Source organism: Cetobacterium sp. NK01 (genome assembly GCF_024506395.1).
Classification (GTDB): Bacteria; Fusobacteriota; Fusobacteriia; order Fusobacteriales; family Fusobacteriaceae; genus Cetobacterium_A; species Cetobacterium_A somerae_A.
Genome location: NZ_JANIBO010000001.1, coordinates 84,201 through 109,452 on the forward strand (window position 1 = coordinate 84,201; position 25,252 = coordinate 109,452).

Below are 25,252 nucleotides of genomic sequence, written 5' to 3' on the forward strand. Positions count from 1 at the left end.
TTTTTAGAAAAAAGTATGTATTATAATCTTAAAGTTTAAAAAATAAACAAAATTAAAATAACTTTTTAGTTATACAAAGGAGGATAAAGTGTTTTGTAAAGAATATCCAAGGCCTAATTTAGTTAGAAAAAATTGGGAAAATTTAAATGGTATTTGGGATTTTGAATTTGATGATCTTAAGATAGGTTTAAAAGAGAAGTGGCATAAACATAAGGAGTTTACAAAAAAAATAAATGTACCCTTTGTTTTTCAAAGTGAATTAAGTGGCATAAATGATTCTAAGTTTCATGATGTAGTGTGGTATAAAAGAAAATTTAAAATAGATTCAAGTTGGAAAGATAAAGAGATTATAATAAATTTTGAAGCAGTGGATTATATTGCAAAAATCTATATAAATGGTGAATTTGTTGGAGAACATCAAGGAGGTCATGTAGGTTTTTCTCTGAATATAACAGATTATTTAAATTGGAATGAAGAGGAGATTGTGGTATACGTGTTTGATCCATCAATAGATCAAACAATACCTAGAGGAAAGCAATTTTGGAAAGAGCAAAGTGAAGGTATTTGGTATACAAGAAGTACAGGAATTTGGCAGACAGTATGGCTAGAAGCTGTAAATTCAAAAAGAATCGAACTAGTTCAGACTACTCCAAATTTAGATAAAGGGAGTGTAGAGTTTTTAATAGAGACTACAGATTTTAAAAATGAAAATTTAGATGTGGAACTAGAGATAACATTTAAGGGTGAAGTAATATCAAAAGATATTTTTAATTTGAATAAGATATTTATAAAAAGAGAGATAGATATATTTAATCAAGATATATTTAGAGGTCCATATCATCATAGTGGATGGTGTTGGACTCCTGAAACACCTAATCTTTTTAATTATAAAATAATTTTGTCTCAGAATAAAATTAAATTAGATGAGGTAGAAGGATATTTTGGAATGAGAAAAGTACATATTGATAATGGAAAAGTTTATTTAAATAACAGACCATATTATCAAAAGTTAGTTTTAGACCAAGGATATTGGCCAAAATCTCTTATGACAGCTCCAACAGATGAAGATTTAAAAAAAGATATATTACTATCAAAAGAGATGGGATTTAATGGCTGTAGAAAACATCAAAAAGTAGAAAGTCAAAGATTCTTGTATTGGGCAGATGTTTTAGGATTTTTAGTTTGGGGAGAGATGCCAAGTTGTATAGAGTACAACTATGATTCTGTTAAAAATATAACGAATGAATGGTTAGAAGTTTTAAAAAGAGATTATAATCATCCATCTGTAGTGGCTTGGGTTCCTTTAAATGAAAGCTGGGGAGTTCCTAGGATTGGTTTTGACAAAAAAGAACAAGATCACTCATTATCTCTTTATTATATGCTTCACTCTTTAGATAGTACACGTTTAGTTATTTCTAATGATGGATGGGAATTAACAAAAAGTGATATCTGTGCTGTACATAACTATAATCATGGAAATAAGTCTGAAAGTAAAAAGTATAATAAATTTATTGAAGATATAAAAACAAAAAAGAACATTTTAATGTCAGAACCAGCTGGAAAAAGAATATATGCTAAAGGGTTTAAACATGAAGGAGAACCAATTTTATTAACAGAGTTTGGAGGAATAGCCTATGACACAACAAAGTCATCGGGATGGGGATATTCTGTTGCAACAAGTGAAGAGGAGTTTATAGAAGATTACGAAAGAGTTTTAAGTGCTGTAGAAAAATCTGAAATTGTTGTAGGATTTTGTTATACACAACTTTGTGATGTTGAACAAGAAATAAATGGGCTGCTAACTTATGATAGGCAACCAAAATGCAGTTTAGAAGTTATTAAAAGTATAAATGAAAAAATTGATTTAACAAACTATATTGAAGACTAAATAGGAGGAAGTTATGAAAAAATTATATAAAGCATCAATTCTTTGTTTAGGAGCAATGACTATATTATCAGCATGTGGAAAAGATAACGGTTCTACACCTAAGGAAAATGAGCAAGTGAAATTGTGGGTGCCTTTTAGTGGTCCTGATGGTGTTCAAATGGAAAAAATAGTGAAAGAGTATAATCAATCAAAAGGAAAAGATGTTATAAATTTTCAAATAGTTCCTCAATCGGAATATTATAAAACGTTAGATTTAAATTTAGCTACAGAAAAAAACGGACCAGATATGATGGTAGTTCATGGGGATATGATGCTTGGGTATGTTAACAAGGGTCTTTTAAAAGAGTTAGATGGATTTTTAAAAGAAAATAATATAGTGAAAGAGAGTTATAACGAAAATGCATGGGATAATGCAAATAAGAAAGAGAAGCAATATGGAGTTCCTTTTGATACGCATCCCCTTCTTTTTTACTACAATAAAGATATGTTTACAAAAGCAGGTTTAGATCCAGAAAAATATCCTAAAACAAAGCAGGAGTTTTTACAATATGCTCAAGTTTTAACAAATGTTGAAAATAAAGAGTATGGATTTGTTGTACCAACACTATGGCCACAACAGTTTATTTTTCCGACAATTGTTTATCAAAATGGAGGAGAATTTTTAAAAGATGGGAAGCCAAATTTTGACACACCAGAAATACTAAAGTCATTAGAGTTTCTAAAGGATTTAATTTATACTTATAAAGTTTCTCCTACAAATGTTCAACAAGATGGAGAAGTAACTCTATTTTTACAAGGGAAAAATGCAATGCATTTTAATGGACCTTGGATGGAGCAGCAGTGGAAAGATGCAGGGCTAAATTATGGAGTAGCAGAGGTTCCTATGTTAGGTGATGAAAAACAGGCCGTTTATGCTAATTCACATAACTTTACAGTTCCTTCGTATGTTAAAAGTGAAGATAAAATGTCTATAATCGCAGATTTCTTAAAGTACTTAGAGGATAATTCTTTACCTTGGGCTAATTCAGGACAAGCTCCAGTGGCTAAAAAAATGCAAGATACATTAAAAGGTATGCCTCAACAAAGTGTTATTCTAAGTGAGTTAGATTATGTACAGTACTCTCCAGAGGTTGAAAATTGGGGAAGTATTTCAAGTTCTCTTTGGGAAGAGGTTAATATGTCTCTTTTAAATCAAAAAGATAGTAAAAAAGCTTTAGAGGATGCAACAAAAAAAGCTATTCAGTTTACAAATTAAAAAAGGAGTAAAAAAATGAATAGAAAGAAATTAGATCAATTAACTTCAAGTTTATTTATAATACCTTATATGATAGCTTTTATTATCTTTGGAATGGGTCCTATGATATATGGAATATGGGTTAGTTTTCATGACTGGAATCTTTTATCAAAAAATCATAAATTTGTTGGATTAAAAAACTATATAGATATTTTTGATAAGCAAAACTATTTAAATGAATATTTTTTCAATGGTTTATCAAATACGTTTAAATTTGTTTTGTTAAGTGTACCAGCATTAGTTATATTTAGTTTGTTACTAGCTTTATTATTAAAAAATTTAAATCAGAAGGAACAAAACTTTTTTAGAACGATATATTTTGCTCCGTATGTTTTATCAGTATCGGTAATATCTGTTATATGGGTTTGGCTTTTAGATACAAATAGTGGATTTTTTAATCAAATATTAAATAAAACTTTTAATTTAAATTTTATCCCATGGTTAACTGAAGTACCATGGGCTTGGATATCAATAGTACTAGCTACATTGTGGTGGACAATAGGATTTAATATGGTTATTTTTATAAATGGATTGAACCAAGTTCCAGATGATGTATATGAAGCTAGTTCTATAGATGGAGCAAATAAATTAAAGCAATTTTTTCATATAACACTACCGAGTATAAAACCTGCTATGGTTTTCACTATTTTAACATCAACAATAGCTTCTTTTAACGTTTATGGACAGCCATATATGATGACTAAGGGTGGACCTGGAAATTCTACAAAAACTTTACTTATGTATATAGTAGATGAAGCTTTTAATAATAGAAATTTTGGAAAATCATCAGCTATGTCAATAATGTTAGCTATGATAATTCTTTTTGTTGTTATGGTGTCTAAAAGATTCAATAAATAGAAGGAGGATGAAAGTTGAATAAATCTATATATAGATCATTATTAATAATATTAGCTATAATAATTAGTATTTTATTTGTTTTCCCTATGTTTTGGATGGTTATGACATCTTTTAAAACTGATACTGAGGCATTGGTTTCTGGATTGACAATTTTACCTAAAAAATTTACATTGGAAAATTATATATACTCTTTTAAAATATCAGGATTGGGAGTATCTGTGGGAAGATGGGTTTTAAACTCTCTTTTTGTAAGTACTTTTGGAACAGTTCTTATAGTTATCTTAGATTCTTTAGCAGCTTATGGGTTGGCAAGATTAGATATACCTGGGAAAAAATGGATAACATCGATTATTTTTGGAACTCTTATGATCCCAGGAATAATAGCATTCTTACCATTATATCTAGAATTTAACTACTTAGGATTTTTAGATTCTTATAAAGCTTTGATACTTCCTTATACAGCAAATGCTTTTGGAGTATTTTTAATATATCAATTTTTGAAAGATTTTCCAAAAGAATTAGAAGAAGCAGCTTATATAGAGGGAGCAAATAAATTTCAAGTATTTTTTAAAGTTATTTTACCTAATATAAAGCCAATTTTATGGACTTTAGGAATATTTTCTTTTACTGGAATATATAATGACTTCTTATGGCCTTTAGTTTCTATAAGCTCACCTCAACTTAGAACAATAACTTCTGGATTGGCAATAGTTCAACAAGGATTGGTTATAAAATTTGGAAAACTAATGGCTATATCAACGATAGCAACAATACCGAGTTTAATAATATTCTTTATTGGACAAAAACATTTTGTTAAAGGAATGGTAAATTCTGGAATGAAATAAAAGGAGAGGGAAAGTGAAAATAGAGAAAGTAAAGTTTTCAGAAACTAAGGATAAAAAGACTGTTTATTCTTATAAGTTGATAAATTCAAAGATTGAGATAGAAATATTAAATTATGGTGGAATTATAAAATCTATAAATTTTCCAGATAGAAATGGAAAAAAAGAAAATATAGTTTTATCCTATGATAATTTAGAAAGCTATACAAAGGATGTAACATATTTTGGGTGTATAACAGGAAGAGTTGCAGGAAGAATAAAAAATGGGATTTTGAAGATAAATGAAGAGAATTATCAATTGGAGTTAAATAATAATAAGAATAATCTTCATGGAGGATTTAATGCTTTAAATAATAAGGTATGGGATGTTGTATCTGAAGAGATAGGAAATGATTTCTTAAAAATTGTAATGTGTTATAGAAGCCCTCACATGGAAAATAATTTCCCAGCAAATGTAGAGTTTACTGTTAGTTATACTTTGAGAGAATCTACATTAGAGATAGATTATATAGGTGTTCCTGATAGAGAGACCTATATAAATTTAACAAATCATACATATTTTAATTTGAGTGGAGATGCAAAAAGAGATATTTTGGATCAAAAGATATTTATTTTTGCAAATGAATATATAAGTGTAGATGAGGAAATAATACCCGTAGAAATCTTACCTGTTATGGATAGTGTATTTGATTTGACAAAGGGAAGAAAGTTTAAAGAAATATTTAACTCTCAAGAAAATCAAATTAAAATTGTAGGAAATGGAATTGATCATGGCTTTATTTTAGATAAAAAGCATATAAAAAAATGTAGATGTGAGGATATAGAAAGTGGTAGAATTTTAGAGATTGAGACAGATCAGCCTGTTGTAGTATTATATACTGGAAATTACCTTGAAAATACAGACGTTCTAGCTAGCGATATAAAACCTCATAAATATTATGGATTTTGTTTAGAAACTCAAGATTATCCAGATATTAAAAATTTAATAGAAGAAAAAATGGAAATATATAATTCAAGTAATCCTTATATTCAAAAAACTAAATATAGCTTTAAAATTAACTAGGAAAGAGAATAAATCTGCCGTATAAGTTGATAACTTAATTTAAATAGGAGGTAACTTTATGAAAAAATTTTTACTGAGTATGTTTCTGCTTCTTGGGATGACGTCTTTTGCTTTAGAGTTGACAAGTAGTGGAATAAAAGATGGAGTTATTGAAAAAAAATACGGAACTTATGGAAAAGATCAGTATCGTGGAATGCCAACTCTTTCAATGCCTTTTGAATGGAAAAATGCACCTGCAGGAACAAAGCAATTTGCTCTAGTTATTGAGGATTTTGATGCTGTAGAAGCAGTTGGAGTTATCTGGTTACACTGGTTAACTTTAATTCCAGGAGATGCTAATGCTTTACCTGAAAATGCCAGTGCTACAGATCCAAAATTAGTTCAAGGTGAAAATAGCTGGTGGTCTTTAATTGGTGGTAGTTTACCAAAAGATGAAGTGGCAAGATATGGAGGACCTGTTCCACCTAATAAAACACATACTTATACAATAACACTATATGCTTTAGATAAAGAGATGGATCTAAAAAAAGGATTCTATTTAAATGAGTTATATGACGCTATAGATGGTCATGTTTTAGAAAAAACAGTTTTAAAAGCTAAATATATAAAAGAGTAACATAACTAAAAAAGCTGAGTTCTACGAACTCAGCTTATATTTTTTACTTGTCTAATAATGGCTTTGGTAAAGGTTTTGTTGGAGCTTCAACTGGCTCAGGAGTAGCTACTACAACCTCCTCAACAACTGCCTCTTGAACTACAACTTCTTCTTGAGGTTGAGTGCTTGAACATCCAACTAAGAATAAGCTAAAGAAAATGCTTCCTAATACTAATTTTTTCATATTAAAATCCCTCCTCATAATAAATTTGAAATCTCTTTCATTCCTTAATTATAGCACGTTTTCATTAAATTGTCTTCTGTTTTCATAACCAAGAATTGAATTTTTTTATAAAATGTTTTTTTGCAAAAATTATAGTAAAAAAATAACCAATAAGTATTAAAATAACCCAAAAGAAGTATGAAATAGGCATAGGTATAAATCCTAAAGTTCCGTTAATTTTAGAATATGGAACAAATACAGAAAAAATCATTATAGTAGAAGTTAAAAAGATAACTTTAATATTAGCATTTGATTCAATAAAAGGGATTTTTTTAGTTCTTATTAGATGTATTATTAAAGTTTGAGATAGAATACTTTCTATAAACCATCCAGTGTGGAAAAACCCTTGAGTTTCAAGAGAGTTAGCCTTGAAAATATAAAACATAACTAGAAAAGTTGCAATGTCAAATATTGAACTTAAAGGACCTATATACATCATAAACTTTCCTACACTTTCAGCACTCCAATTTTTAGGCTTTAAAACATCCTCTTTATCTACATTATCCCAAGGAATAGAGATTTGAGATATATCATATAGAAGATTTTGAAAAAGTATCTGTATTGGGAGCATTGGTAAAAATGGTAAAAAAGCACTGGCTAAAACAACACTAAAAACATTTCCAAAGTTAGAAGAAGCAGTCATTTTAAGGTATTTTATCATATTGGTAAAAATTTTTCTTCCAATAATAACTCCTTCTAAAAGAACAGATAACTCTTTTTCTAAAAGAATTATTTGAGCAGATTCTTTAGCTATATCCATTCCGTTTTCAACAGAGATTCCAACATCACATTGGCGAAGAGCAGGAGCATCATTTATACCATCTCCCATATAACCTACAGTATTCCCCATCTCTTTTAAAAGTCTAACAACACGAGCTTTATCTAAAGGGGATAATTTAGAAAAAATAGTTGTGTTCTTTAAGATTTTTTTAAGTTCTAAATCGTCAATAGATTCAATGTATCCTCCATCAACAGCACCTTTAACATCTAGTCCAATATCTTTGCAAATTTTTTGGGTAACTAATTCGTTATCTCCAGTTAAAATTTTAATTTCTACTCCATATTCATTTAATGACTTTAACGTTTCACCAACACCCTCTTTAGCAGGATCTAAAAATCCAAGCATACCAACAAAAGTTAGAGAATTTTCATCTTTATTACTAAAGTTTAGCTCTCTATCTCGAGGAAGTATTTTTTTACCAATTCCAATAACTCTCATACCATCTTCGTTTAATTGATTAACTAAAGATTTTATTTTCTCTTCAATCTCATCTTTTATCTCTAAAGTTTCACCATTAATCTCTACAAAATTTGAAATATAGAGCATCTCCTCAATAGCTCCTTTTGTAATCATAGTTCTTTCTCCAGAAAGATCCTCTACAATTACAGACATTCTTCTACGTTCAAAATCAAATGGAAGCTCATCTATTTTTTTATATTCATTTTTTATTGTGTAGTGTTCCTCTTCAAACTCTAAAATAGCCCTATCCATAAGGTTTTTAAGCCCTGTTTGAAAAAAACTATTTAAATAAGCGAGATATAATACATTATCATCATCTACACCATTATAATTAAGATATTTAACAACAGTAACTTTATCTTGAGTTAACGTACCTGTTTTGTCAGTACATAGGATATTCATAGCTCCAAAATTATGTATTGAATCTAATTTCTTAACAATAGTTTTTTTCTTAGAAAGTTCAATAGCACCTTTAGTTAAGTTTCCAGTTACAATCATAGGTAGCATTTCAGGAGTTAATCCAATAGCAACTGATAAACTAAAAAGCATAGATTCAAACCAAGCACCCTTTAAATACCCATTTATAAGAAAAACAATAGGAACCATAAAGAGCATAAATTTAATAAGAAGTTTAGAAACATCATCAATTCCTTTTTCAAAACTAGTTTCACTAGGAGGAGTTTTTAAGCTTTCACTAATTGTATTTAAAAAAGTATGTTTTCCTGTTCCAAGAACAACTCCTAGAGCAGTTCCACTTAAAACATTAGTTCCCATTAAAACAATGTTAGATAGTTCTGAAATAAAAGCAGTTTTTACAAGTAAACTAGGGTATTTCTCCACAGGATTAGATTCACCAGTAAGTACAGATTGACTTATAAAAAGGTCTTTACTAGATATAATTCTAATATCTCCAGGGACAATATCTCCAGCTGTTAATTTTACAATATCTCCTGGAACAAGTGATTTTATATCAATCTCAGTAGAGATTCCATCTCTTATAACAGTTACTTTTGTAACAATAAGATTTTTTAATTTTTCAGCAGTTTTACTAGAACGATATTCTTGGATAAATTTTATAAAGCTACTTATTAAAATCATAGTTAAAATAAGAATTATAGAGATCCAAGAACGCTCTGTTTCGTTGGCAAAAATGACATCTGTGAAAAGGGATACAAAAGCTAAAAGTCCAAGTATAAAGTTAAAAGGGTTTAAAAAAGCTAATAAAAGCTGGATATACCAGGGTTTAACTTTTTCTTTTGTAATTTCATTAAAACCAAAGGTCTCTAAACGCCTATTAGCTTCATCATTTTTTATTCCATCTAAAGAGGACTCTAAGGTCAGATATATAGTTTTTATATCTGCTTCTGAAAAAAGCTTAAGAGTTCCCTTTATATTAGATTCACTATTATCAAAGTTTTCATACATATTATACTCTCCTGTAACAAAATTTAAATAAAATAGACTTGTTACAAGTATTCTACGTTAAGGAGTTTTGTATCCTTTAAAAAATTAAAAAGGTTTTAAAGAAAAAATTTGTATATATAGGTATAATTGGGAAAAAGGAGAGTGTTTCACTATGGAGAACAAGAAAAAACTAGATGAATTAAAAGATGAAGCAAAGGAGAGCTTGAAAAAGGAGGAACCTCCTAAAAAAGAGGAAGTAGATGATTTTTGGGATAGATTTAAAAAGTTAGAAAAAATTTATAAAGATAACTTTGATAGATTAATAGCAGCTGAGCTTTTAGATGTAAAGATGTTATTGTTTGAAATTGAAGAAAAGCATAAAGAAAAAGAGAAAGAGGAACAAGATAAAAAGTAATAAAAGTATTGAGGGGAGCTATTAATAAGCTCCTTTTTATAATTTCATTAGAATAGTAATTGTTTACATGATACAATATAGAAATTAATAGGTATCTTAGAGAAATAAGGGTATTAATGGAGGCAAAATGAAAAATAAAAATTATAATATAATATTAGAATACATAAAGGATAAAATTGAAAAAAACACTTTAAAACCTGGAGGAAAAATAGAAACAGAAAGAGATTTAGCAGAAAAATTAAATCTCAGTAGAGCTACAGTAAGAGAGACTTTAAAAGTTTTGACAGCTATGGGAATAACAACGTGCATTCAAGGAAGTGGTTACTATTTAAAAGATGATTTTACAGATTCTTTTTTTGAAAACTTTAATCTGTTCTTTCTTTTAACAGGAAAAAAAGTTATTGAATTAATAGATTTTAGAGAAGGAGTAGAGGTTAAAGCTTTTGAACTAGCTTTAAAAAATATAACAAGAGAAGAGTTAGAAGATATAGGAAGAATAATTGAAAAGTTAAAAAATGTAGCCTCAGAAGAGGAAAGCTCTATTTTAGATGCAGAGTTTCATAGAGCTATAGTAGAAGCTAGTCACAATATATTTTTTATAAGTTTATATAACTCTTCTAGATCAACTTTAGAAAGTTTTATTAAGAATATAAGAAAAAGTATTTTAAGTACCTCAAAGGATAAAGATATACTCCTAAAACAACACAGGGTAATATATCAAGCTTTGGTTGAGAAAAATTTAGAGCAAGGAAGCCAGATGATAAAAGAACATTTTTTGTTGATGAAAAAAAATATTTTTTAAGCATCAGATAAAGCTTTTTTTTCACAAAAATCTTTATAATCTCTTAAAACTTCAGCATACCCCCGAGCAACATATCCGATTAAAGTAGCATCATCAATCCATCCAACTCCAGGGATGAGATCAGAAACGGCATCAATAGGAACAACTACATATATAATAGCAGCACTTAGAATAACTAGATATTTTTTATCTAATTTATATTTTTTGTTTTTAGTATCTTTTACAAGATTTACAATAAGAAGAAAGTCTTGGGCACTTGCTCCAAGATTCATGGCTTTTTTTAAAGCTGATTTTAGGTCTTCAGAACTAATTTTTCTTCCTTGGAATTTTTTAAAGAATTTTATAATTAATTTATTCATGACATCTCTCCAATATGAAAATAATATTATTCTATAGTATAGTGTGTTTTTCAAATTAATTCAAGAGGATATTTTTTCTTTTCTTTGAATAAAAAGATAAAAATAATTGAGGAGGACGCAATGAAGAGTAGTGAAAAATTTAGTTTAACAAGTGATAGTATTGTAGATGGATATATAAAAGATGATTTTGGAAAGCATGGTGAATCTTGGATAGATGATATGCCTTCTAAATCTATAGAGTTAAAGTGGGAAAATGTACCTGTGGGAACAGAGAGTTTTTTAGTTGTTATGCAAGATTATGATGCTATTCCAGTAGCTGGATTTTCATGGATTCATTGGATAGCGGTAGTTCCTAAAAATTATAAAGAGTTAAAAGAGGGAGCAAGTAGAACAGATAAAAATATAATTCAAGGAATAAATAGTTGGGCATCTAAACTAAAAGGATTACCAAAAGAGAAAGCTACATTTTATGGAGGACCTACTCCACCAGATAAAGATCACTTATATGAGGTGAAAATATATGCTATAGATAAAAAATTAGATTTGAAAAATGGATTTTATTTAAATGAAGCATATAAAAAGATAAAAGGACATATTTTAGGAGAAGCTGAAATAGAAGGTATGTATAAATCTTAAAAAATGTGTTAAAAAAGACCGAAATGATTACTATATAAAAATTATATTTTGAAAAAGTGCTACCTAATAGTATAATTGATATCATGAATAATAATATCCTAGGGAGGTAAACACTATGAAAAAAGCGTTTTTATTTTTACTAGCACTTTCTACATTGAGTTATTCAGCACCGAAAACATCATATAGAACTGGAGTTGCCTTCGCATTAGGAGACTACTTCAATACTCCGGCTAAAAAAGTCTTAGAAGCGGGACAAGTGATTCAACTAGAGGATAATATATTTGCTCAAAGAGTAAAATATCAGACCTATAGCGACTTTGGTGGTCAGATTTTTAAAGAACAGATATTTATATTAAAAAAGATAGATTCTACATATAAGTTTGTGGAAAAGTTAAATGTAGGAGAGATAGATATATAAAAAGAGGGTCTAATCGTATGATTAGACCTTTTTTATTTTAAAAATAAAAAATTATAAATTAATTATAATAATGATATAATATATCATATTAATATAAAATGGAGAAATAATTTTAATGGAGATGTTATTAAAGATAAAAAATATTGTTGAAAATTGTATGGGAGATTCAGAAGCAGCCTGTAAAAGTAGTTGTCCAATGAATACAGATGCCAAAAATTATGTTAGATTAATTGGAGAGGGAAAAGGAGAAGAAGCAATAAAAGTTATAAGAGAAACACTTTTTCTTCCAGGAACATTAGGAAGAATATGTGCTCATCCTTGTGAACAAAATTGTAGAAGAGGAAAAGAGGGATTACCAATAGCAATTGCCTCTTTAAAAAGATACGCTGCAGATAATTTTGATAAAGAGGAAAACTGGGATGTATCATTAAAAGAGAAAAATGGCAAAAAAGTAGCTGTTATAGGTGCAGGTCCTGCTGGAGCTCAAGGAGCAATAGATCTAGCAAAAGAGGGGTATGAGGTTACTTTGTATGAAAAATCCTCTCATTTTGGCGGGAGTATGAGAACTAGAATTTCTGAGTCCAAACTTCCAAGGTACGTTATAGATAGAGAATACTCTTTGTTAGAAAAATTAAAAATTAATATTAAACTGTCAACTGAAATTGGGAAAGATATATCTTTTGAAAAATTAAAAGAAAACTTTGATGCAATTTTAGTTGCAATAGGGGAAAAATCAGAAAATATATCTGATTTTGATGAGTTAACAATGCAATTAAATGGAGATAAAATGATCTTTGTGGCAGGAAATTGTGCTAGCTCACGTATTGTTGTAGAGGCTATGGCTCAAGGGCGAAGAGCAGCTAAATCAATAGATAGGTTTTTAAAGGGAGAAGATCTAAAAAAAGAGAGAACTTTAGAAGCGGAAGGGGGATATAAGACAAAATTATATCTTCCAACAGAGTATCTACCTAAGGGATGGGATGATCCTGAAAAAAATGAGAGAGTAATTTCTAAAAATACAGCTTTTGAAAATAGAGGTTTTACTAAAGAGGAGGCTATAAAAGAAGCAAATAGATGTTTACAATGTGAATGTAAATTATGTATGAAAGAGTGTACTATGCTAAATGATTATACAGATTGTCCTAAAACTTTGTTCACAGAGTATGATAAAAAAGGATACAACAAAATAGATCCTAAAATAGCTTATTCTTGTAATATGTGTGATCAATGTACTTTAAAATGTCCTAAAAGTTTAGATTTAAAATCGTGTTTTAGTGAAATAAGAAGTAAATATGTTAAAGATAATGGTGGAAAATCTCCAATGAAGGGACATAAAGCTGTTGAAATACATCAGTATTTAGGGTTTTCAAAATTATTTAATACTTTAAAAAAAGCCTCTAACAGAAAGGAAACAAAATATATATTTTTTCCAGGGTGTTCTTTGCCCTCTTATAGTTCAACTGCTGTAAAAAATATAATGGAACATTTAAAAAATAGACTAGGAGGAGAGGTTGGATCTTTATTAAAATGTTGTGGAAAACCATCTAAGGCTATAGGACAAGATGATTTATTTGAAAGAAGATTTAAGTCTGTTCAAAGGGAATTAGATAAAGTAGAAGCTAAGACCATTATAGTTGCATGCCAATCTTGTTATGGCATATTTAAAAAGAACACAAAATATAATGTGATATCTCTTTGGGAACTACTTCCAGAGATTGGATTACCAGATGATCAAATTGGTATAGGAAAAGATTCAGATGTTAAGTTTAATATCCATGATTCGTGTCCAACTAGAAAAGAAAAAAGAATTCATGATGGAATTAGATGGATTATGGATCAGTTAGGGTATGAGATAGAGGAGTTAGAGAACTCTAAAGAAAAAACAAGGTGTTGTGGTTTTGGGGGAATGGTAGCACCTGCTGCTCTAGAAGTAGCTAAAAAAGTTATGGATAAAAGAGCATCAGAAACAACAACAGGTTATATGGTAACATATTGTGCAGCTTGTAGAGAATCTATGGAAAATGGTGGAGCAGATGCTCTACATATAGTTGATTTGATATTTGGTGATAAATATGAAAAAGCAAAAGCTAAAAAAAGAAATAAAGGACCTATGAAACAATGGTTAACAAGATATAAATCAAAGCTAGAACTTAATAAAGAGGAGAGTTAGATGAAGCAAAAAAGAAAACTATTAAAAATAGCTATAGTATGTGTTTTAATAATCCTTGTATTTATAGTTATGAAATCAGGAGCTTTGGAGTATTTAAGAAGTAGAGAAAAATTAGAGGTACTGATTAAGGAACTAGGGGTATGGGGACCAGTTATATACATGGTTTTATATGCTATTGTAACAACAACGTGTATATCTGTTTTACCTCTAACTTTAGCAGGGGGAATTATCTTTGGACCTGTAATGGGAATTTTGTACACAGCTATTGGAGCAGGTTTAGGTTTATCTTTGTCATTTTTAATAGCAAGATATGTTGCTAGAAAATTTGTTGAAGAGAGATTTGGAAAAACAGAAGTTTTTAAAAAGATAGATGAAGGAGTTAAGAAAGAGGGGTGGTTTATTCTTGCCATTACAAGACTATTGCCAATATTTCCCTTTGGAATCCAAAACTACGTTTATGGATTAACTTCAATAAGTTTTATTAAATACTCTTTATTATCAACAATATTTATATTGCCAGGAACATCAGTATTTGTATTATTAGCTGGAGCAGTGGCTTCAGGAGATATGGAAAAAGCTGTTAAAATGTCAATAATAGCATCTCTTATATTTTTGGCTTTAACTATAATAGCAAAATTAATAGCAAGAAAAAATTCGAAATACTAGGAGGATTATTAATATGGGAAAAAAAATAAAACTATTTACACTTTCACTGTTAGTTCTTAGTGCACTAGCAGGTTGTAAAAAAGAGGAAAATAAAGATGTCAATATCTATATGTGGGGAGGATCAAAAGAGATCAATAAGTTTATGGATGATGTAGTGACTCCTAAAGTTTTAGAGAAAGATGGAATAAATCTAAAAAGGGTTCCTATTGTAGATATAAAAGATGTTGTTAATAAATTGATAATAGAAAAACAAGCGGGAAAGAAAAATGGTGTTATAGATATTTTATGGGTTAATGGTGAAAATTTTAAAGCATTAAAGGATGCTAAAGTTTTAGAAGAAAATATCTTAGCAAAAGTTGAAAATAAAGATTTATTAAAAGAGAGTACAACTGTTAAAGATTTTGGAGAAACTATAAATGGATTGGAAGTCCCATTTGGGGAAGCTCAATTTAATTTTATATACAATACAAAAAATGGAAAAATACCTTTTACTGGATGGGAAACTCTAACAGAGTATGTTAAAAAGAATCCTGGAAAATTTACATATCCAAATGCAAATAATTTTACAGGAAGCGCTTTTGTAAGAAATATAGTTATTGATATGTTAGGTTATGATAATATTCAAAAGATGACTCCTGAGGAGTTTAAACAAAATCTTAATTTAGTTTGGAATTATTTAAATGAGATAGAGCCATATTTATGGAGAAAAGGAGAAACTTATCCTGAATCAGAAGGGAAGTTAGATCTTTTATACTCAACAGGAGAAGTTAACGTAACAATGGGATACACAATAAATAAAGTTAATTCTAAAATAGAATCAAAAGAGTATCCAGATACATCTCAAAGTTTTTTATTGAATAAAGGAACGTTATTTAATAATCACTATTTAGCAATACCTAAAAATGCTCAAAATAAAAGTGGAGCTTTAATAGTTATAAATGAGTTAATTTCACCAGAGATGCAGTTATTAAAACAAGAACCAAAAAATTGGGGTGATTTTAATATTTTAGATATGAGAAAATTGACTCCAGAGACTGTTAAAAAATTCTTTGATTTAAATAAAAGTGGGAAAATTCCATCACCAGAAGAACTTCAAGAAAAAAGAGTTATGGAATTAACTCCAGATAAATTGAAAGTTATTGAAGAGGGATGGATAGAGAACGTTGGAAAAAATTAAAAAATTTATATATATAATACCGTTCTTTTTATATATAACATTTTTCTTTCTTTATGGTTTATACTACGTTTTTATGACCTCTTTTGGATATAATAGAATTTTAACTAAATCATATTTTACTTTAGAATATTATAGAGAAGTTATTTATTCTAAAGAGTTTTATGAGAGCTTAATCTATACAATAAAAATAAATAGTATAGCTTCTATTTTTGCTTTTATATTGACAATAGGAGTTCTATTTTTGGTTTTTATAAGTAAAAGAAGGGGCTATTTTCATACAAAGTTTTTTCAAAGAGTAATTGAAGCTCCAGTATTTGTTCCATATTTAGTGAGTGCATACGGAGTACTCTTACTTCTTATGAGAAGAGGTATATTAAATAAGATTTTATTTAAAATAGGGATCATATCCTCTATAGATGATTTTGTAATATTAACAAATGATAGATATGGAGTTGGCATAATATTAACATATGTTTGGAAGGCATTACCTTTTATGACTATGATGACTCTTCCTATAGTTTTTAGAATTGATAAGAAGTGGGATTCTTTAGGGAAAATATATAATTTAAGTGATATAACTTTTTTTAAAAAAATAGTTTTCCCTCTAGTTTTTCCAACTCTAAGTATAAGCTTTTTCATAGTTTTAACATATCTTTTTGCATCTTTTGAAACGCCTTATATTTTAGGTGTTACTCATCCGAGAGTTTTGTCTGTATTAGTATTTGATACATATACAAAGGGAAGTTTAGATATGAGGGGAAAGATAATGGTTATGAATATTTTAATCTCATCTATAAGTTTGCTCTTTGGTGGAGTAATGTGTTTAGTTTTAAAGTTTTTTACAAAATTTGAAGAAAGAGAGTGGTAAAATGAAAAGGATATTTTTATGGATAACATATTTTTTTATCTCTTTAATATTTTTACTACCATTTATTGGGATATTTTTTAATAGCATGAATTTTAAAATGTGGGGATACGTTTTGAAATCTAAAGCAACTTACAGCAGTTTATTAACAACATTTTTAGTAGTTTTAATGACTATGTTTATAAACTTTATAATAGGAACACCTGTAGCTGCCTTTATGGCTAGAGAAAATTTTAAAGGGAAAATTTTTATAGAACTTTTAATAATTTTACCGTTGATAATTCCTACAATGGTAAGTACAATGGGAATACAGTTTGCATTTATAAAATTAGGATTAATAGAAACAACTCTAGGAGTGGCTATAGTACACAGTGTTACAACAATTCCGTACTATATTCAAAGTATGAGATCAGGATATGTGACCTTAAATAGAGACTATATAAATTTAGGTAAAATTTTAGGTGCTAATTTCATAGAGAGATTTTTTAAAATTACTTTACCAATGATATATCCATCATTTTTAGTTGGAATGTCTTTAGTTATAATTGTTTCGTTGGCTCAATATTTAGTGACTTTTATAATAGGAGGAGGACAAATTATGACCCTTCCAATTCTAATGATGCCGTATTTAGTTGATGGAGGAGTTACTAATGGAACAGTTTATAGTGTAATATATGTTGTATTTACATATTTTTTAGTTTTTTTAATAAATCAGTTAGTAAAAAAAATTTATAAAAGGAGAGAATATTAGATGATAGAGATAAAAGAAGTCTCTAAATCCTTTTCTGCATTTTCTTTAAAAAATATAAATATCTCTATAAAAGAGGGAGAATTTATAGGAGTACTAGGACAATCAGGATCTGGAAAAACCACTCTTTTAAATATAGTATCAGGACTAGACAAAGAGTTTCAAGGAGAGATATTAATAGATGGAAAAAGTCCGAGTAGGATGATAAAGGATGGGAAGATTGCAATGGTTTTTCAAAAGGATCTTCTTCTTCCTCATTTAAATGTTTGGGAAAATATAGCTTTTGGATTGAAGATAAAAAAAATATCTAAAGATGAAATTGAAAAAAGAGTTAGAGAAGTTTTACTAGAAATGGATTTAGTGGGAAAAGAGAAAAGGTTTCCAAATGAACTAAGTGGAGGAGAGAAGCAAAGAGTTTCAATAGCAAGAGCAATAGTTACAAGGCCAAAACTTTTACTAATGGATGAACCTTTTTCTGCACTAGATTTCAATTTGAGAGATAAAATGCAAAAGATGGTAAAAAAACTTCACGAAAGATTAAAAGTTACAATTATATTTGTAACTCATGATAGAGAGGAAGCTTTTTATCTCTCTACTAGAATAGGAGTTATGTTTAAGGGAGAGCTTTTAGATTATGGAACACCTAAAGATCTATATAATGAGCCAAAAAATGTTTATACAGCTAAATTACTAGGTGTGGAAAATATATTTTTAAAAGAGAAGTTTGAAAGTATATTTAAATGTAAAATAAAACATTGTAAGTTTGTAGCACTTAGAGGAAAAAGTATTAAAATAGTTAAGGATTCTAATTTAAAAGGAAAAGTAGAAGAGATAACTTATAAAATGGGTGGTCACTGGGTAGTTGTATCTTTAGGAGACGAAAAAATAACCTTAGTAGAGGAAAATGAAGTTTTATATGAAAAAGGAGATGAGATCTCTTTAAGTTATAATGACAATGAGAAAATTTTAATAGGAGAGCAAAGTAGATGCTAGATACACATTGTAGAAAATATATTCAACCTTTAATTGGTTTAGGAGCAGATATAGCTATAAAACTTGGATTAGATGCTAATAGAGTTACAATAATAGCTATGCTAGTTGGAGTTTTAAGTGGAATTTTAACAGCATTAGACTTAAATATAGCTGGAATTTTAATGCTATGGATTTCAGGGTATTTAGATGCAGTGGATGGGACTATAGCTAGAAAGACAAAATCCTCATCACCTTTTGGAACAGTAATGGATATAACATTTGATAGAATAGTTGAAGGATCTGTTATAATAGGTGTTGCTTATAAATATTCCCAGTTTAGTTTTATATCTCTTGTATTAGCTGTTAGTATAATAATATCAATGACAATATTTCTAACAACAGGACCATTAGCTGAAAATAAAGGAGAGAAAACATTTTATTATCAAGCGGGATTAGCCGAAAGAACTGAGGGATTTGTAATGCTTAGTTTAATGATACTTTTAAGAGAGAGAGCAGAAGTTGTTATAAATATATTTTCTGGAGTAGTTTTATTTACCGCTGGGCAAAGATTTATAGAAGCTAAAAAAATATTATCAAAAGACCTATAATCTATACATAGAAAAAAACTTTTCAGAATGCCCTCTATATGCTATTATATAATAGTAGGGGGTGGTATAATGCATACAACAGCTGCAAATATTTTAAAAATTTTATCTCAGAGTGAAATGTCTGTAGATGATATGCAGTTGTATTTAGAAGTAGAGAAAAGCTCAATAATGAAAGCAATCTTACAACTTAATGAGTTTTTAGAATCGATCAACTTACCAATAATAAAGAGGAACGACAGCTTATGTTCTTTAAATCTTTCAAATCAACAGATGAAAACACTATTTAACAATTTTAACACTTTAACATCAGTAGAAAAAGTAGATTATCTATTTATTAAATTTATAGCAACGGGATTTTTAAATTTAGAAAAAGAAAAAGAGAATCTAGATATATCTAGAAGTACAATTTTAAGAGCTTTTAAAACAGTAAAAGAGACATTTGCAAAAAATGGATCAACTTATGAGTATATCCATGGAAAGGGATTAGTTTTAACTCATCTCAGTAGTTTAGATAAAACAGCTTTTTGCAAAAAATTAATGATATTCTTTATAGAGGAGGATATTTTAGTTCCAAGCAGAAGAAATTTATTAAATAGTATAAAAAAGTTTGATACAAAAGAAAGAGTAGAAAAATTGTATCCTATTTTAAGTAATTCAGAGATGTCTGTTAATTATTTTGTATTGGCATTTATACATGTTTTAGAAGTTTGTGTAGATATATTTGGAGGGTTTGATTTTAAAGTAGAATCTATTAAAGAGATGGATAAGTTTATAAAAATAAAAAATTCTGTTGAAAAGTGTGGAAAAGAATTAAGCGAAGAGTATAAAAAACAATTGGTTTACTTTTTATATTCATTCTCTTTAGATCAAGGGCGTTTAGATGGAACTTTAATAAATATAAGTTCTAAATTTATAAGTGATTTAAAAGACTATTTCAAGTTGAAAATTAATAATAAAGATCTTTATAAACTACTTTTTAATAAGGTTTATCTTTCGTTTTTTAAATTAGAAAATAATATTTTAAAGATATCTAATATAAAAAGAGATAGATCCTATATGAAAATTTTAGAAAAATTAGATATATTTTTAGCAGAAAATTCATATAAAATATACTTAGCAGATAAATATGTGATAGCATTTGTTTTAAAAACAATTATTATCGAGGAGAATATTTCAGAAATAAAAAATGTTTTATTACTTCTTCATGATGCTGCAATAAATCGGAAAAGTGCTTTTAATATATCCTTAAAAAGGTATATTCCAGCGGTAAATTTTGATGTAGAACCGATATTGTTCTATCAAAAAAATGTGGCTAAATTAAAAAAAGATTATGACATAATAATAGCAGACAGCAAAATATCATATGAGTCAATTTTAATAGATTCATATAACAATATTAAAATCTATGAAATTTTAGAAAATCATGCATTAAATGTAGGATTGAATAAGAAATAAAATGTATAAAAAATAATAGAAGAAATAGCAAGTCTTTTTTTGTGAGAAAAGAGTCACTATTTCTTTTTTTTATTTTTATTTTTCAAATGTCATATCTAAATGAGGAATTCCATCTTCAGAATAAACTGCAGAAACTGGTTTAAATCCAAGCTCTTTATAAAAATCTTTAAGATATTCTTGAGCACCAATAGTAATTTTATTTGTGTTTAAATTTTTTAAAACGCAGTTTATCCCCTCTGTTACAATAGCTCTTGCATAACCCTTTCCTCTAGCGTCTTTAGCAACTAAAACTCTGCCTAAAGAAGCATTGTCGTAGGATACTCCAGGCTGAAGAACTCTAAGATATGCTTTAATTTTATCGTTTTCTTTTATCATCACATGAAAAGAGGTTTTATCTTTGTCATCAATATCGTTATAGACACACTTTTGTTCTACAACAAAAATTTCAGATCTTAATTTTAAAATATCGTAAAGCTCCTCAAGTGTCAATTCATTAAATTTTTTACATAAAATCATATAAACCTCCTTTAGAAAAAACTATAAAAAATATAACGTTAAATAAGTATACAATAAAAATATAAAAAAATTCAATAAAAAATAAAAAAATCATGTAAAAAAATAAGGTATTTATGTATAAAAAAACAATATCTATAATTTATATAGTAATATAAGTTATAGATATTATAAAAAATTATAGAAATAAGGAGATAAATAGATGAAAAAAATAAAAGGAATAATTTTATTAATTGCTTTATCTTTTACAGGGTGTGCTTCCACAATGTATGAAGGGCAACAGCAAACTAGGGGAAACAGTTTAGATATGAACTTAGTAGCAAATACAATACTTGCTACAGCTCTTTATAATAGCTCTAATAACAGCAGTCCATTTACAGATTTTAATTCTAAAAATAAAACTATAACAGAAACTCATAAAACAGGAATGTCTACATCTAATACTGTAGGAACAAGTAAAACAGAAACATATACTCAACCTTATGGTAGTAATGGAATAATGACAACTACAACAAGAAATTCTAACACTGTAACTCACTCAAACTCTGTTGAAAAAACAACAACAAAAAGTAGATCTTTTGGATTTTAATTTGACAAAAAATTAACTTCAATGTATTATCTAAATATGATATCAAAATTAGATAAAGAAAAGGAGTTAATTAAATGTTAGATTTATTTAAAATATTTTTTAAACTAGGATGCACAGCTTTTGGAGGACCAGTAGCTCACATATCTATGGTAGAAAGGGAGGTTGTAGAAAAAAGAAAAATAATTTCTAAAGAGGATTTTTTAGATTTTATAGGAAGTGTAAATTTAATACCTGGACCAAATTCAACGCAAATAGTTATGCTTACAGGGTTGCGTTATAAAGGATTTTGGGGTATGATAGTTGCAGGTTTGTCATTCATATTTCCTGCAGCTTTTATAACTCTATTACTAGCAGTTATATATAGTTATTCAAAAGATATTATATATATAAAGCCTATTTTTGATTATGTAAAATTTGGAGTATTTCCAATAATTATATTTTCTTTAATAAATATGTATAATAAAATAAAAAAAAATAATGATCAAGTAATAGTTTTACTACTTTCATGTTTTTTAAATTTTTTCTTAGAAAAAGAGATTTTTATTATTTTCTCTATGGGAATTTTAGCTACAGTTTATACATTGTATCTAAATAAAAATCGTTTAAATGTAGTTATTTTGCCACTATGGGCTATAATCTTTGAAAAGTTTTTTAAAATAGGAGCCACTTTATTTGGAGGGGGATATATGCTTATTGCTTATATTTCTGATCTTTTTGTTCAAAGTGGAATATTAACAGAAACACAACTTTTAGATGCAATAGCTTTTGGGCAATTTACTCCAGGACCTATATTGACAACAGCAACATTTATAGGATATGAAATCGGTGGAGTAGTAGGATCTATATGGGCAACAATAGGGATATTTTTGCCATCCTTTATCTTTATATATTTCTTAGGAAGTATAGTGAGTAAAGTAAGAAATAATCTCATAGCTTCAAAGTTTTTAAACTTTGTCAATGCATCTAGTTTGGGAGTTATGGTATCTGTGATACTACTTATGGGGAAGGACTTAATGAAAGATTTAAAAGGAGTCCCTTTAGTTATAATTAATTTGCTTTTAATTAAATTTAAAATGGATAGTTATTGTTTGATTATCATATCATTGATATATGGCTATCTAATATGGAGGATATAGTGGAAAAGAAGGTACAAGAGAAGTATTTAAGAAAAATATTTTTAGGATTTATAAATATTCATATTTTAAGACATGCTAGTAAAAAACCATTTTTTGGATCTTGGCTTATGGAGCATTTGGAAAAACATGGATATAAAGTTAGTCCAGGAATGATCTATCCGATGCTACACAAAATGGAAGAAGAAAAGGTTTTAAAAACAGAGAAAATAAAAGAGGATGACGGTAAAATAAGAATATATTATAGTATAACTGAAACAGGAAAAGAGATTTTAGAAGAAGCTGAAAAGCAAGTTTTAGAATTAACTAAAAAAATAAAAAAATAAAAAAAAGTTGACATTTAAAAAAAATTAATATAGAATCTATAAAAATTAGAAAAAGGAGGGAGCACTCATGAACAGATTCAAAAACTTATTAACTATAATTATAATAATATGCTTTTGGGTTTGGATTTGATGAGTTGTATCTCAGAAAATATTCAAGCCTTATTTTGTTTAAAAAATAATGGCTTGAGCAATGCTAAGATGTTTTAAGAGCTTAAGTCTATGGATTTAAGCTCTTTTTTTTATAGTTTTTACAATGAGGGAGGTTAGGTATGAGAAGTGATGTTGTAACAAAGGGGTTAGGTAGAGCACCACATAGAGCTTTATTTTATTCTATGGGATTGACGCAGAGGGAGATAGACCTACCTAAAATAGGAATAGTTAATTCTTACAATGAGATAGTTCCAGGACATATACAGCTAAAAGAGTTAGTAGAAGAGGTTAAAGCTGGAATCTATATGAATGGAGGAGTTCCTATGGAGTTTAACACTATAGCTATATGTGATGGCATAGCTATGGGACATGAAGGTATGAACAACTCACTTCCAACAAGAGAGATAATAGCAGATTCAATAGAGGCAACAGCATATGCAATGCCATTTGATGCATTAGTTTTCATGCCAAGTTGTGATAAAGTTGTCCCAGGAATGTTAATGGCAGCTGTGAGACTGAATCTACCATCTATTTTTATAAGTGGCGGACCTATGCTAGCTGGAAAATTTCAAGGAAAAAAAATTGGAATATCAGATCTATTTGAATATGTTGGAAAAGTCCAAAATAAAGAGATGACACTAGAGGAGTTAAAAAAAGCTGAATATGAAGTTTGTAAAACTTGCGGTTCATGTTCAGGGATGTATACTGCTAATACGATGAACTGTTTAACAGAAGCTTTAGGAATAGCTCTTCCAGGAAATGGAACAGTACCTAGTGTTTATTCTGAAAGAAAAAGATTGGCAAAAGAGTCTGGGATCCAGATTATGGAACTTTTGAAAAAAGGAGTGAAAGCAAGAGACATAATAAATAGTTCTAGTTTATATAACTCAGTTGTTGTAGACATGGCTTTGGGAGGATCTACTAACACAGCTCTTCATCTTCCTGCAATAGCTTATGAGTGTGGAGAAAAATTGACTTTAGATACTTTTGATGAAGTTTCAAATAAAACAAAACAGATAGTAAAACTATCTCCAGCAAGTTCATACTTTATAGAGGATTTTTATGAAGCAGGAGGAGTAAGTGCTGTTTTAAAAGTTTTAAAAGAGAATAAACTTTTAAAATCAAATCCCACTGTGGCTTTAAAAGATATTTTAGATATAGCAGAAAAAGGGGAAGTTTTCAATAAAGAGATAATTCGAGATTTTAACAATCCTTATTTTAATACAGGAGGATTATCTGTTTTAAAAGGAAACTTGGCTGCAAAGGGAGCAATTGTAAAATCAGGAGCAGTCCATCCAAGTATGCTAGTTCATAAAGGAAAGGCAAAAGTATTTAACTGTGAAGAAAAAGCCACTGAAGCTATATTAGGTGGTAATATTGAAAAAGGTGATGTAGTTGTGATCTCATATGAAGGACCAAAAGGAGGGCCAGGAATGCGAGAGATGCTATCACCAACAGGAGCTTTAGTAGGGATGGGACTAGATATGTACTGCGCTTTAGTAACTGATGGAAGATTTTCAGGGGGATCTAGAGGAGCTGCCATAGGGCATGTATCTCCAGAGGCTTTAGATAAAGGTGTGATAGCTTATGTACAAGATGGAGATTATATAGAGATAGATATTCCAAATAAAAAAATAGAACTGTTAGTTTCAAGTGAAGAGTTAGAAAAAAGAAAAGAGACAACTACTCTTTTAGAAAAAGAAGTAAAAAATAGAATGTTAAAAAAATATATGAAGCTAGTTTCAGATTCATCAGAGGGAGCAGTTATGAGATAGGAGGAGAG

26 protein-coding genes are annotated in these 25,252 nt (G+C 28.6%); 22 read left to right on the forward strand and 4 right to left on the reverse strand.

Going from position 1 to position 25,252, the window contains the following annotated elements:
- Positions 1 to 88: 88 nt before the first annotated feature.
- From NON08_RS15000 to NON08_RS00430, 6 genes are read left to right on the forward strand one after another with little or no spacing between them, the layout of a single operon-like run.
- Positions 89 to 1,888 (forward strand): glycoside hydrolase family 2 protein, encoded by a 1,800-nt coding sequence (locus NON08_RS15000; RefSeq protein ID WP_256689565.1) that lies wholly within the window; start codon positions 89 to 91, stop codon positions 1,886 to 1,888.
- Between the two features lie 13 nt (positions 1,889 to 1,901).
- On the forward strand, positions 1,902 to 3,143 hold the full coding sequence (locus tag NON08_RS00410) for an ABC transporter substrate-binding protein (protein WP_256689566.1): 1,242 nt from the start codon (positions 1,902 to 1,904) through the stop codon (positions 3,141 to 3,143).
- 15 nt (positions 3,144 to 3,158) lie between these two features.
- Positions 3,159 to 4,040 carry a carbohydrate ABC transporter permease gene (locus NON08_RS00415; RefSeq protein WP_256689567.1) on the forward strand — a complete coding sequence of 294 codons (882 nt, stop codon included), beginning with the start codon at positions 3,159 to 3,161 and terminating at the stop codon, positions 4,038 to 4,040.
- 14 nt (positions 4,041 to 4,054) lie between these two features.
- Positions 4,055 to 4,885 carry a carbohydrate ABC transporter permease gene (locus NON08_RS00420; protein WP_256689568.1) on the forward strand — a complete coding sequence of 277 codons (831 nt, stop codon included), beginning with the start codon at positions 4,055 to 4,057 and terminating at the stop codon, positions 4,883 to 4,885.
- 13 nt (positions 4,886 to 4,898) lie between these two features.
- Positions 4,899 to 5,945, forward strand: coding sequence for an aldose epimerase family protein (locus tag NON08_RS00425; protein WP_256689569.1), 1,047 nt, complete (start codon positions 4,899 to 4,901; stop codon positions 5,943 to 5,945).
- 58 nt (positions 5,946 to 6,003) lie between these two features.
- Complete coding sequence (locus NON08_RS00430) at positions 6,004 to 6,561, forward strand: YbhB/YbcL family Raf kinase inhibitor-like protein (RefSeq protein WP_256689570.1); 558 nt, start codon at positions 6,004 to 6,006, stop codon at positions 6,559 to 6,561.
- Between the two features lie 43 nt (positions 6,562 to 6,604).
- On the opposite strand, the gene NON08_RS00435 is transcribed toward NON08_RS00430, so the two are convergent.
- Complete coding sequence (locus tag NON08_RS00435) at positions 6,605 to 6,784, reverse strand: hypothetical protein (RefSeq protein ID WP_023050731.1); 180 nt, start codon at positions 6,782 to 6,784, stop codon at positions 6,605 to 6,607.
- Between the two features lie 82 nt (positions 6,785 to 6,866).
- On the reverse strand, positions 6,867 to 9,488 hold the full coding sequence (gene mgtA, locus NON08_RS00440) for a magnesium-translocating P-type ATPase (protein WP_256689571.1): 2,622 nt from the start codon (positions 9,486 to 9,488) through the stop codon (positions 6,867 to 6,869).
- A gap of 151 nt (positions 9,489 to 9,639) precedes the next feature.
- On the opposite strand from mgtA, the gene NON08_RS00445 reads away from it, so the two are divergent.
- Together NON08_RS00445 and NON08_RS00450 are read left to right on the forward strand one after the other, a co-directional pair.
- Complete coding sequence (locus tag NON08_RS00445) at positions 9,640 to 9,882, forward strand: hypothetical protein (protein WP_256689572.1); 243 nt, start codon at positions 9,640 to 9,642, stop codon at positions 9,880 to 9,882.
- 127 nt (positions 9,883 to 10,009) lie between these two features.
- Positions 10,010 to 10,684, forward strand: coding sequence for a FadR/GntR family transcriptional regulator (locus tag NON08_RS00450; RefSeq protein WP_256689573.1), 675 nt, complete (start codon positions 10,010 to 10,012; stop codon positions 10,682 to 10,684).
- On the opposite strand, the gene NON08_RS00455 is transcribed toward NON08_RS00450, so the two are convergent.
- Positions 10,681 to 11,043 carry a YkvA family protein gene (locus NON08_RS00455; protein ID WP_256689574.1) on the reverse strand — a complete coding sequence of 121 codons (363 nt, stop codon included), beginning with the start codon at positions 11,041 to 11,043 and terminating at the stop codon, positions 10,681 to 10,683. The genes NON08_RS00450 and NON08_RS00455 overlap by 4 nt on opposite strands.
- A gap of 120 nt (positions 11,044 to 11,163) precedes the next feature.
- On the opposite strand from NON08_RS00455, the gene NON08_RS00460 reads away from it, so the two are divergent.
- The 10 genes from NON08_RS00460 (at position 11,164) to NON08_RS00505 (ending at position 20,758) form a co-directional block, all read left to right on the forward strand.
- Positions 11,164 to 11,679, forward strand: a complete 516-nt coding sequence (locus tag NON08_RS00460) for a YbhB/YbcL family Raf kinase inhibitor-like protein (protein ID WP_256689575.1) — start codon at positions 11,164 to 11,166, stop codon at positions 11,677 to 11,679.
- A gap of 115 nt (positions 11,680 to 11,794) precedes the next feature.
- Positions 11,795 to 12,097 (forward strand): hypothetical protein, encoded by a 303-nt coding sequence (locus tag NON08_RS00465; protein WP_256689576.1) that lies wholly within the window; start codon positions 11,795 to 11,797, stop codon positions 12,095 to 12,097.
- A 115-nt stretch (positions 12,098 to 12,212) separates the two neighbouring features.
- Positions 12,213 to 14,267 (forward strand): heterodisulfide reductase-related iron-sulfur binding cluster, encoded by a 2,055-nt coding sequence (locus tag NON08_RS00470; RefSeq protein WP_256689577.1) that lies wholly within the window; start codon positions 12,213 to 12,215, stop codon positions 14,265 to 14,267.
- The gene (locus tag NON08_RS00475; RefSeq protein ID WP_256689578.1) at positions 14,268 to 14,933 is read left to right on the forward strand and encodes a TVP38/TMEM64 family protein; all 666 of its coding nucleotides are present in this window, start codon (positions 14,268 to 14,270) and stop codon (positions 14,931 to 14,933) included. It begins immediately after the preceding gene.
- A 13-nt stretch (positions 14,934 to 14,946) separates the two neighbouring features.
- On the forward strand, positions 14,947 to 16,110 hold the full coding sequence (locus NON08_RS00480) for an ABC transporter substrate-binding protein (protein ID WP_256689579.1): 1,164 nt from the start codon (positions 14,947 to 14,949) through the stop codon (positions 16,108 to 16,110).
- A complete protein-coding gene (locus tag NON08_RS00485) occupies positions 16,097 to 16,978 on the forward strand; it encodes an ABC transporter permease (protein WP_256689580.1) in 882 nt (293 codons plus the stop codon). Before NON08_RS00480 ends, NON08_RS00485 begins: the two co-directional genes overlap by 14 nt.
- A 1-nt stretch (position 16,979) precedes the next feature.
- A complete protein-coding gene (locus tag NON08_RS00490; protein WP_256689581.1) occupies positions 16,980 to 17,726 on the forward strand; it encodes an ABC transporter permease in 747 nt (248 codons plus the stop codon).
- Positions 17,727 to 18,716 carry an ABC transporter ATP-binding protein gene (locus tag NON08_RS00495; protein ID WP_256689582.1) on the forward strand — a complete coding sequence of 330 codons (990 nt, stop codon included), beginning with the start codon at positions 17,727 to 17,729 and terminating at the stop codon, positions 18,714 to 18,716.
- Positions 18,710 to 19,303, forward strand: coding sequence for a CDP-alcohol phosphatidyltransferase family protein (locus tag NON08_RS00500; RefSeq protein WP_256689583.1), 594 nt, complete (start codon positions 18,710 to 18,712; stop codon positions 19,301 to 19,303). The genes NON08_RS00495 and NON08_RS00500 overlap by 7 nt, the downstream gene beginning before the upstream one ends.
- Positions 19,304 to 19,372: 69 nt before the next feature.
- Positions 19,373 to 20,758, forward strand: coding sequence for a hypothetical protein (locus tag NON08_RS00505; protein WP_256689584.1), 1,386 nt, complete (start codon positions 19,373 to 19,375; stop codon positions 20,756 to 20,758).
- 75 nt (positions 20,759 to 20,833) lie between these two features.
- Here NON08_RS00505 and NON08_RS00510 read toward each other — a convergent pair whose 3' ends face one another.
- Positions 20,834 to 21,274, reverse strand: a complete 441-nt coding sequence (locus tag NON08_RS00510) for a GNAT family N-acetyltransferase (RefSeq protein ID WP_256689585.1) — start codon at positions 21,272 to 21,274, stop codon at positions 20,834 to 20,836.
- A 199-nt stretch (positions 21,275 to 21,473) separates the two neighbouring features.
- Here NON08_RS00510 and NON08_RS00515 point away from each other — a divergent pair, with 199 nt between their 5' ends.
- From NON08_RS00515 to ilvD, 4 genes are all read left to right on the forward strand, one after another.
- Positions 21,474 to 21,860, forward strand: a complete 387-nt coding sequence (locus NON08_RS00515) for a hypothetical protein (protein ID WP_256689586.1) — start codon at positions 21,474 to 21,476, stop codon at positions 21,858 to 21,860.
- 74 nt (positions 21,861 to 21,934) lie between these two features.
- The gene (locus NON08_RS00520) at positions 21,935 to 22,996 is read left to right on the forward strand and encodes a chromate transporter (RefSeq protein ID WP_256689587.1); all 1,062 of its coding nucleotides are present in this window, start codon (positions 21,935 to 21,937) and stop codon (positions 22,994 to 22,996) included.
- On the forward strand, positions 22,996 to 23,319 hold the full coding sequence (locus NON08_RS00525) for a PadR family transcriptional regulator (RefSeq protein ID WP_256689588.1): 324 nt from the start codon (positions 22,996 to 22,998) through the stop codon (positions 23,317 to 23,319). The genes NON08_RS00520 and NON08_RS00525 overlap by 1 nt, the downstream gene beginning before the upstream one ends.
- 269 nt (positions 23,320 to 23,588) lie before the next feature.
- The gene (ilvD, locus tag NON08_RS00530; protein WP_256689589.1) at positions 23,589 to 25,244 is read left to right on the forward strand and encodes a dihydroxy-acid dehydratase; all 1,656 of its coding nucleotides are present in this window, start codon (positions 23,589 to 23,591) and stop codon (positions 25,242 to 25,244) included.
- Positions 25,245 to 25,252: the final 8 nt, after the last annotated feature.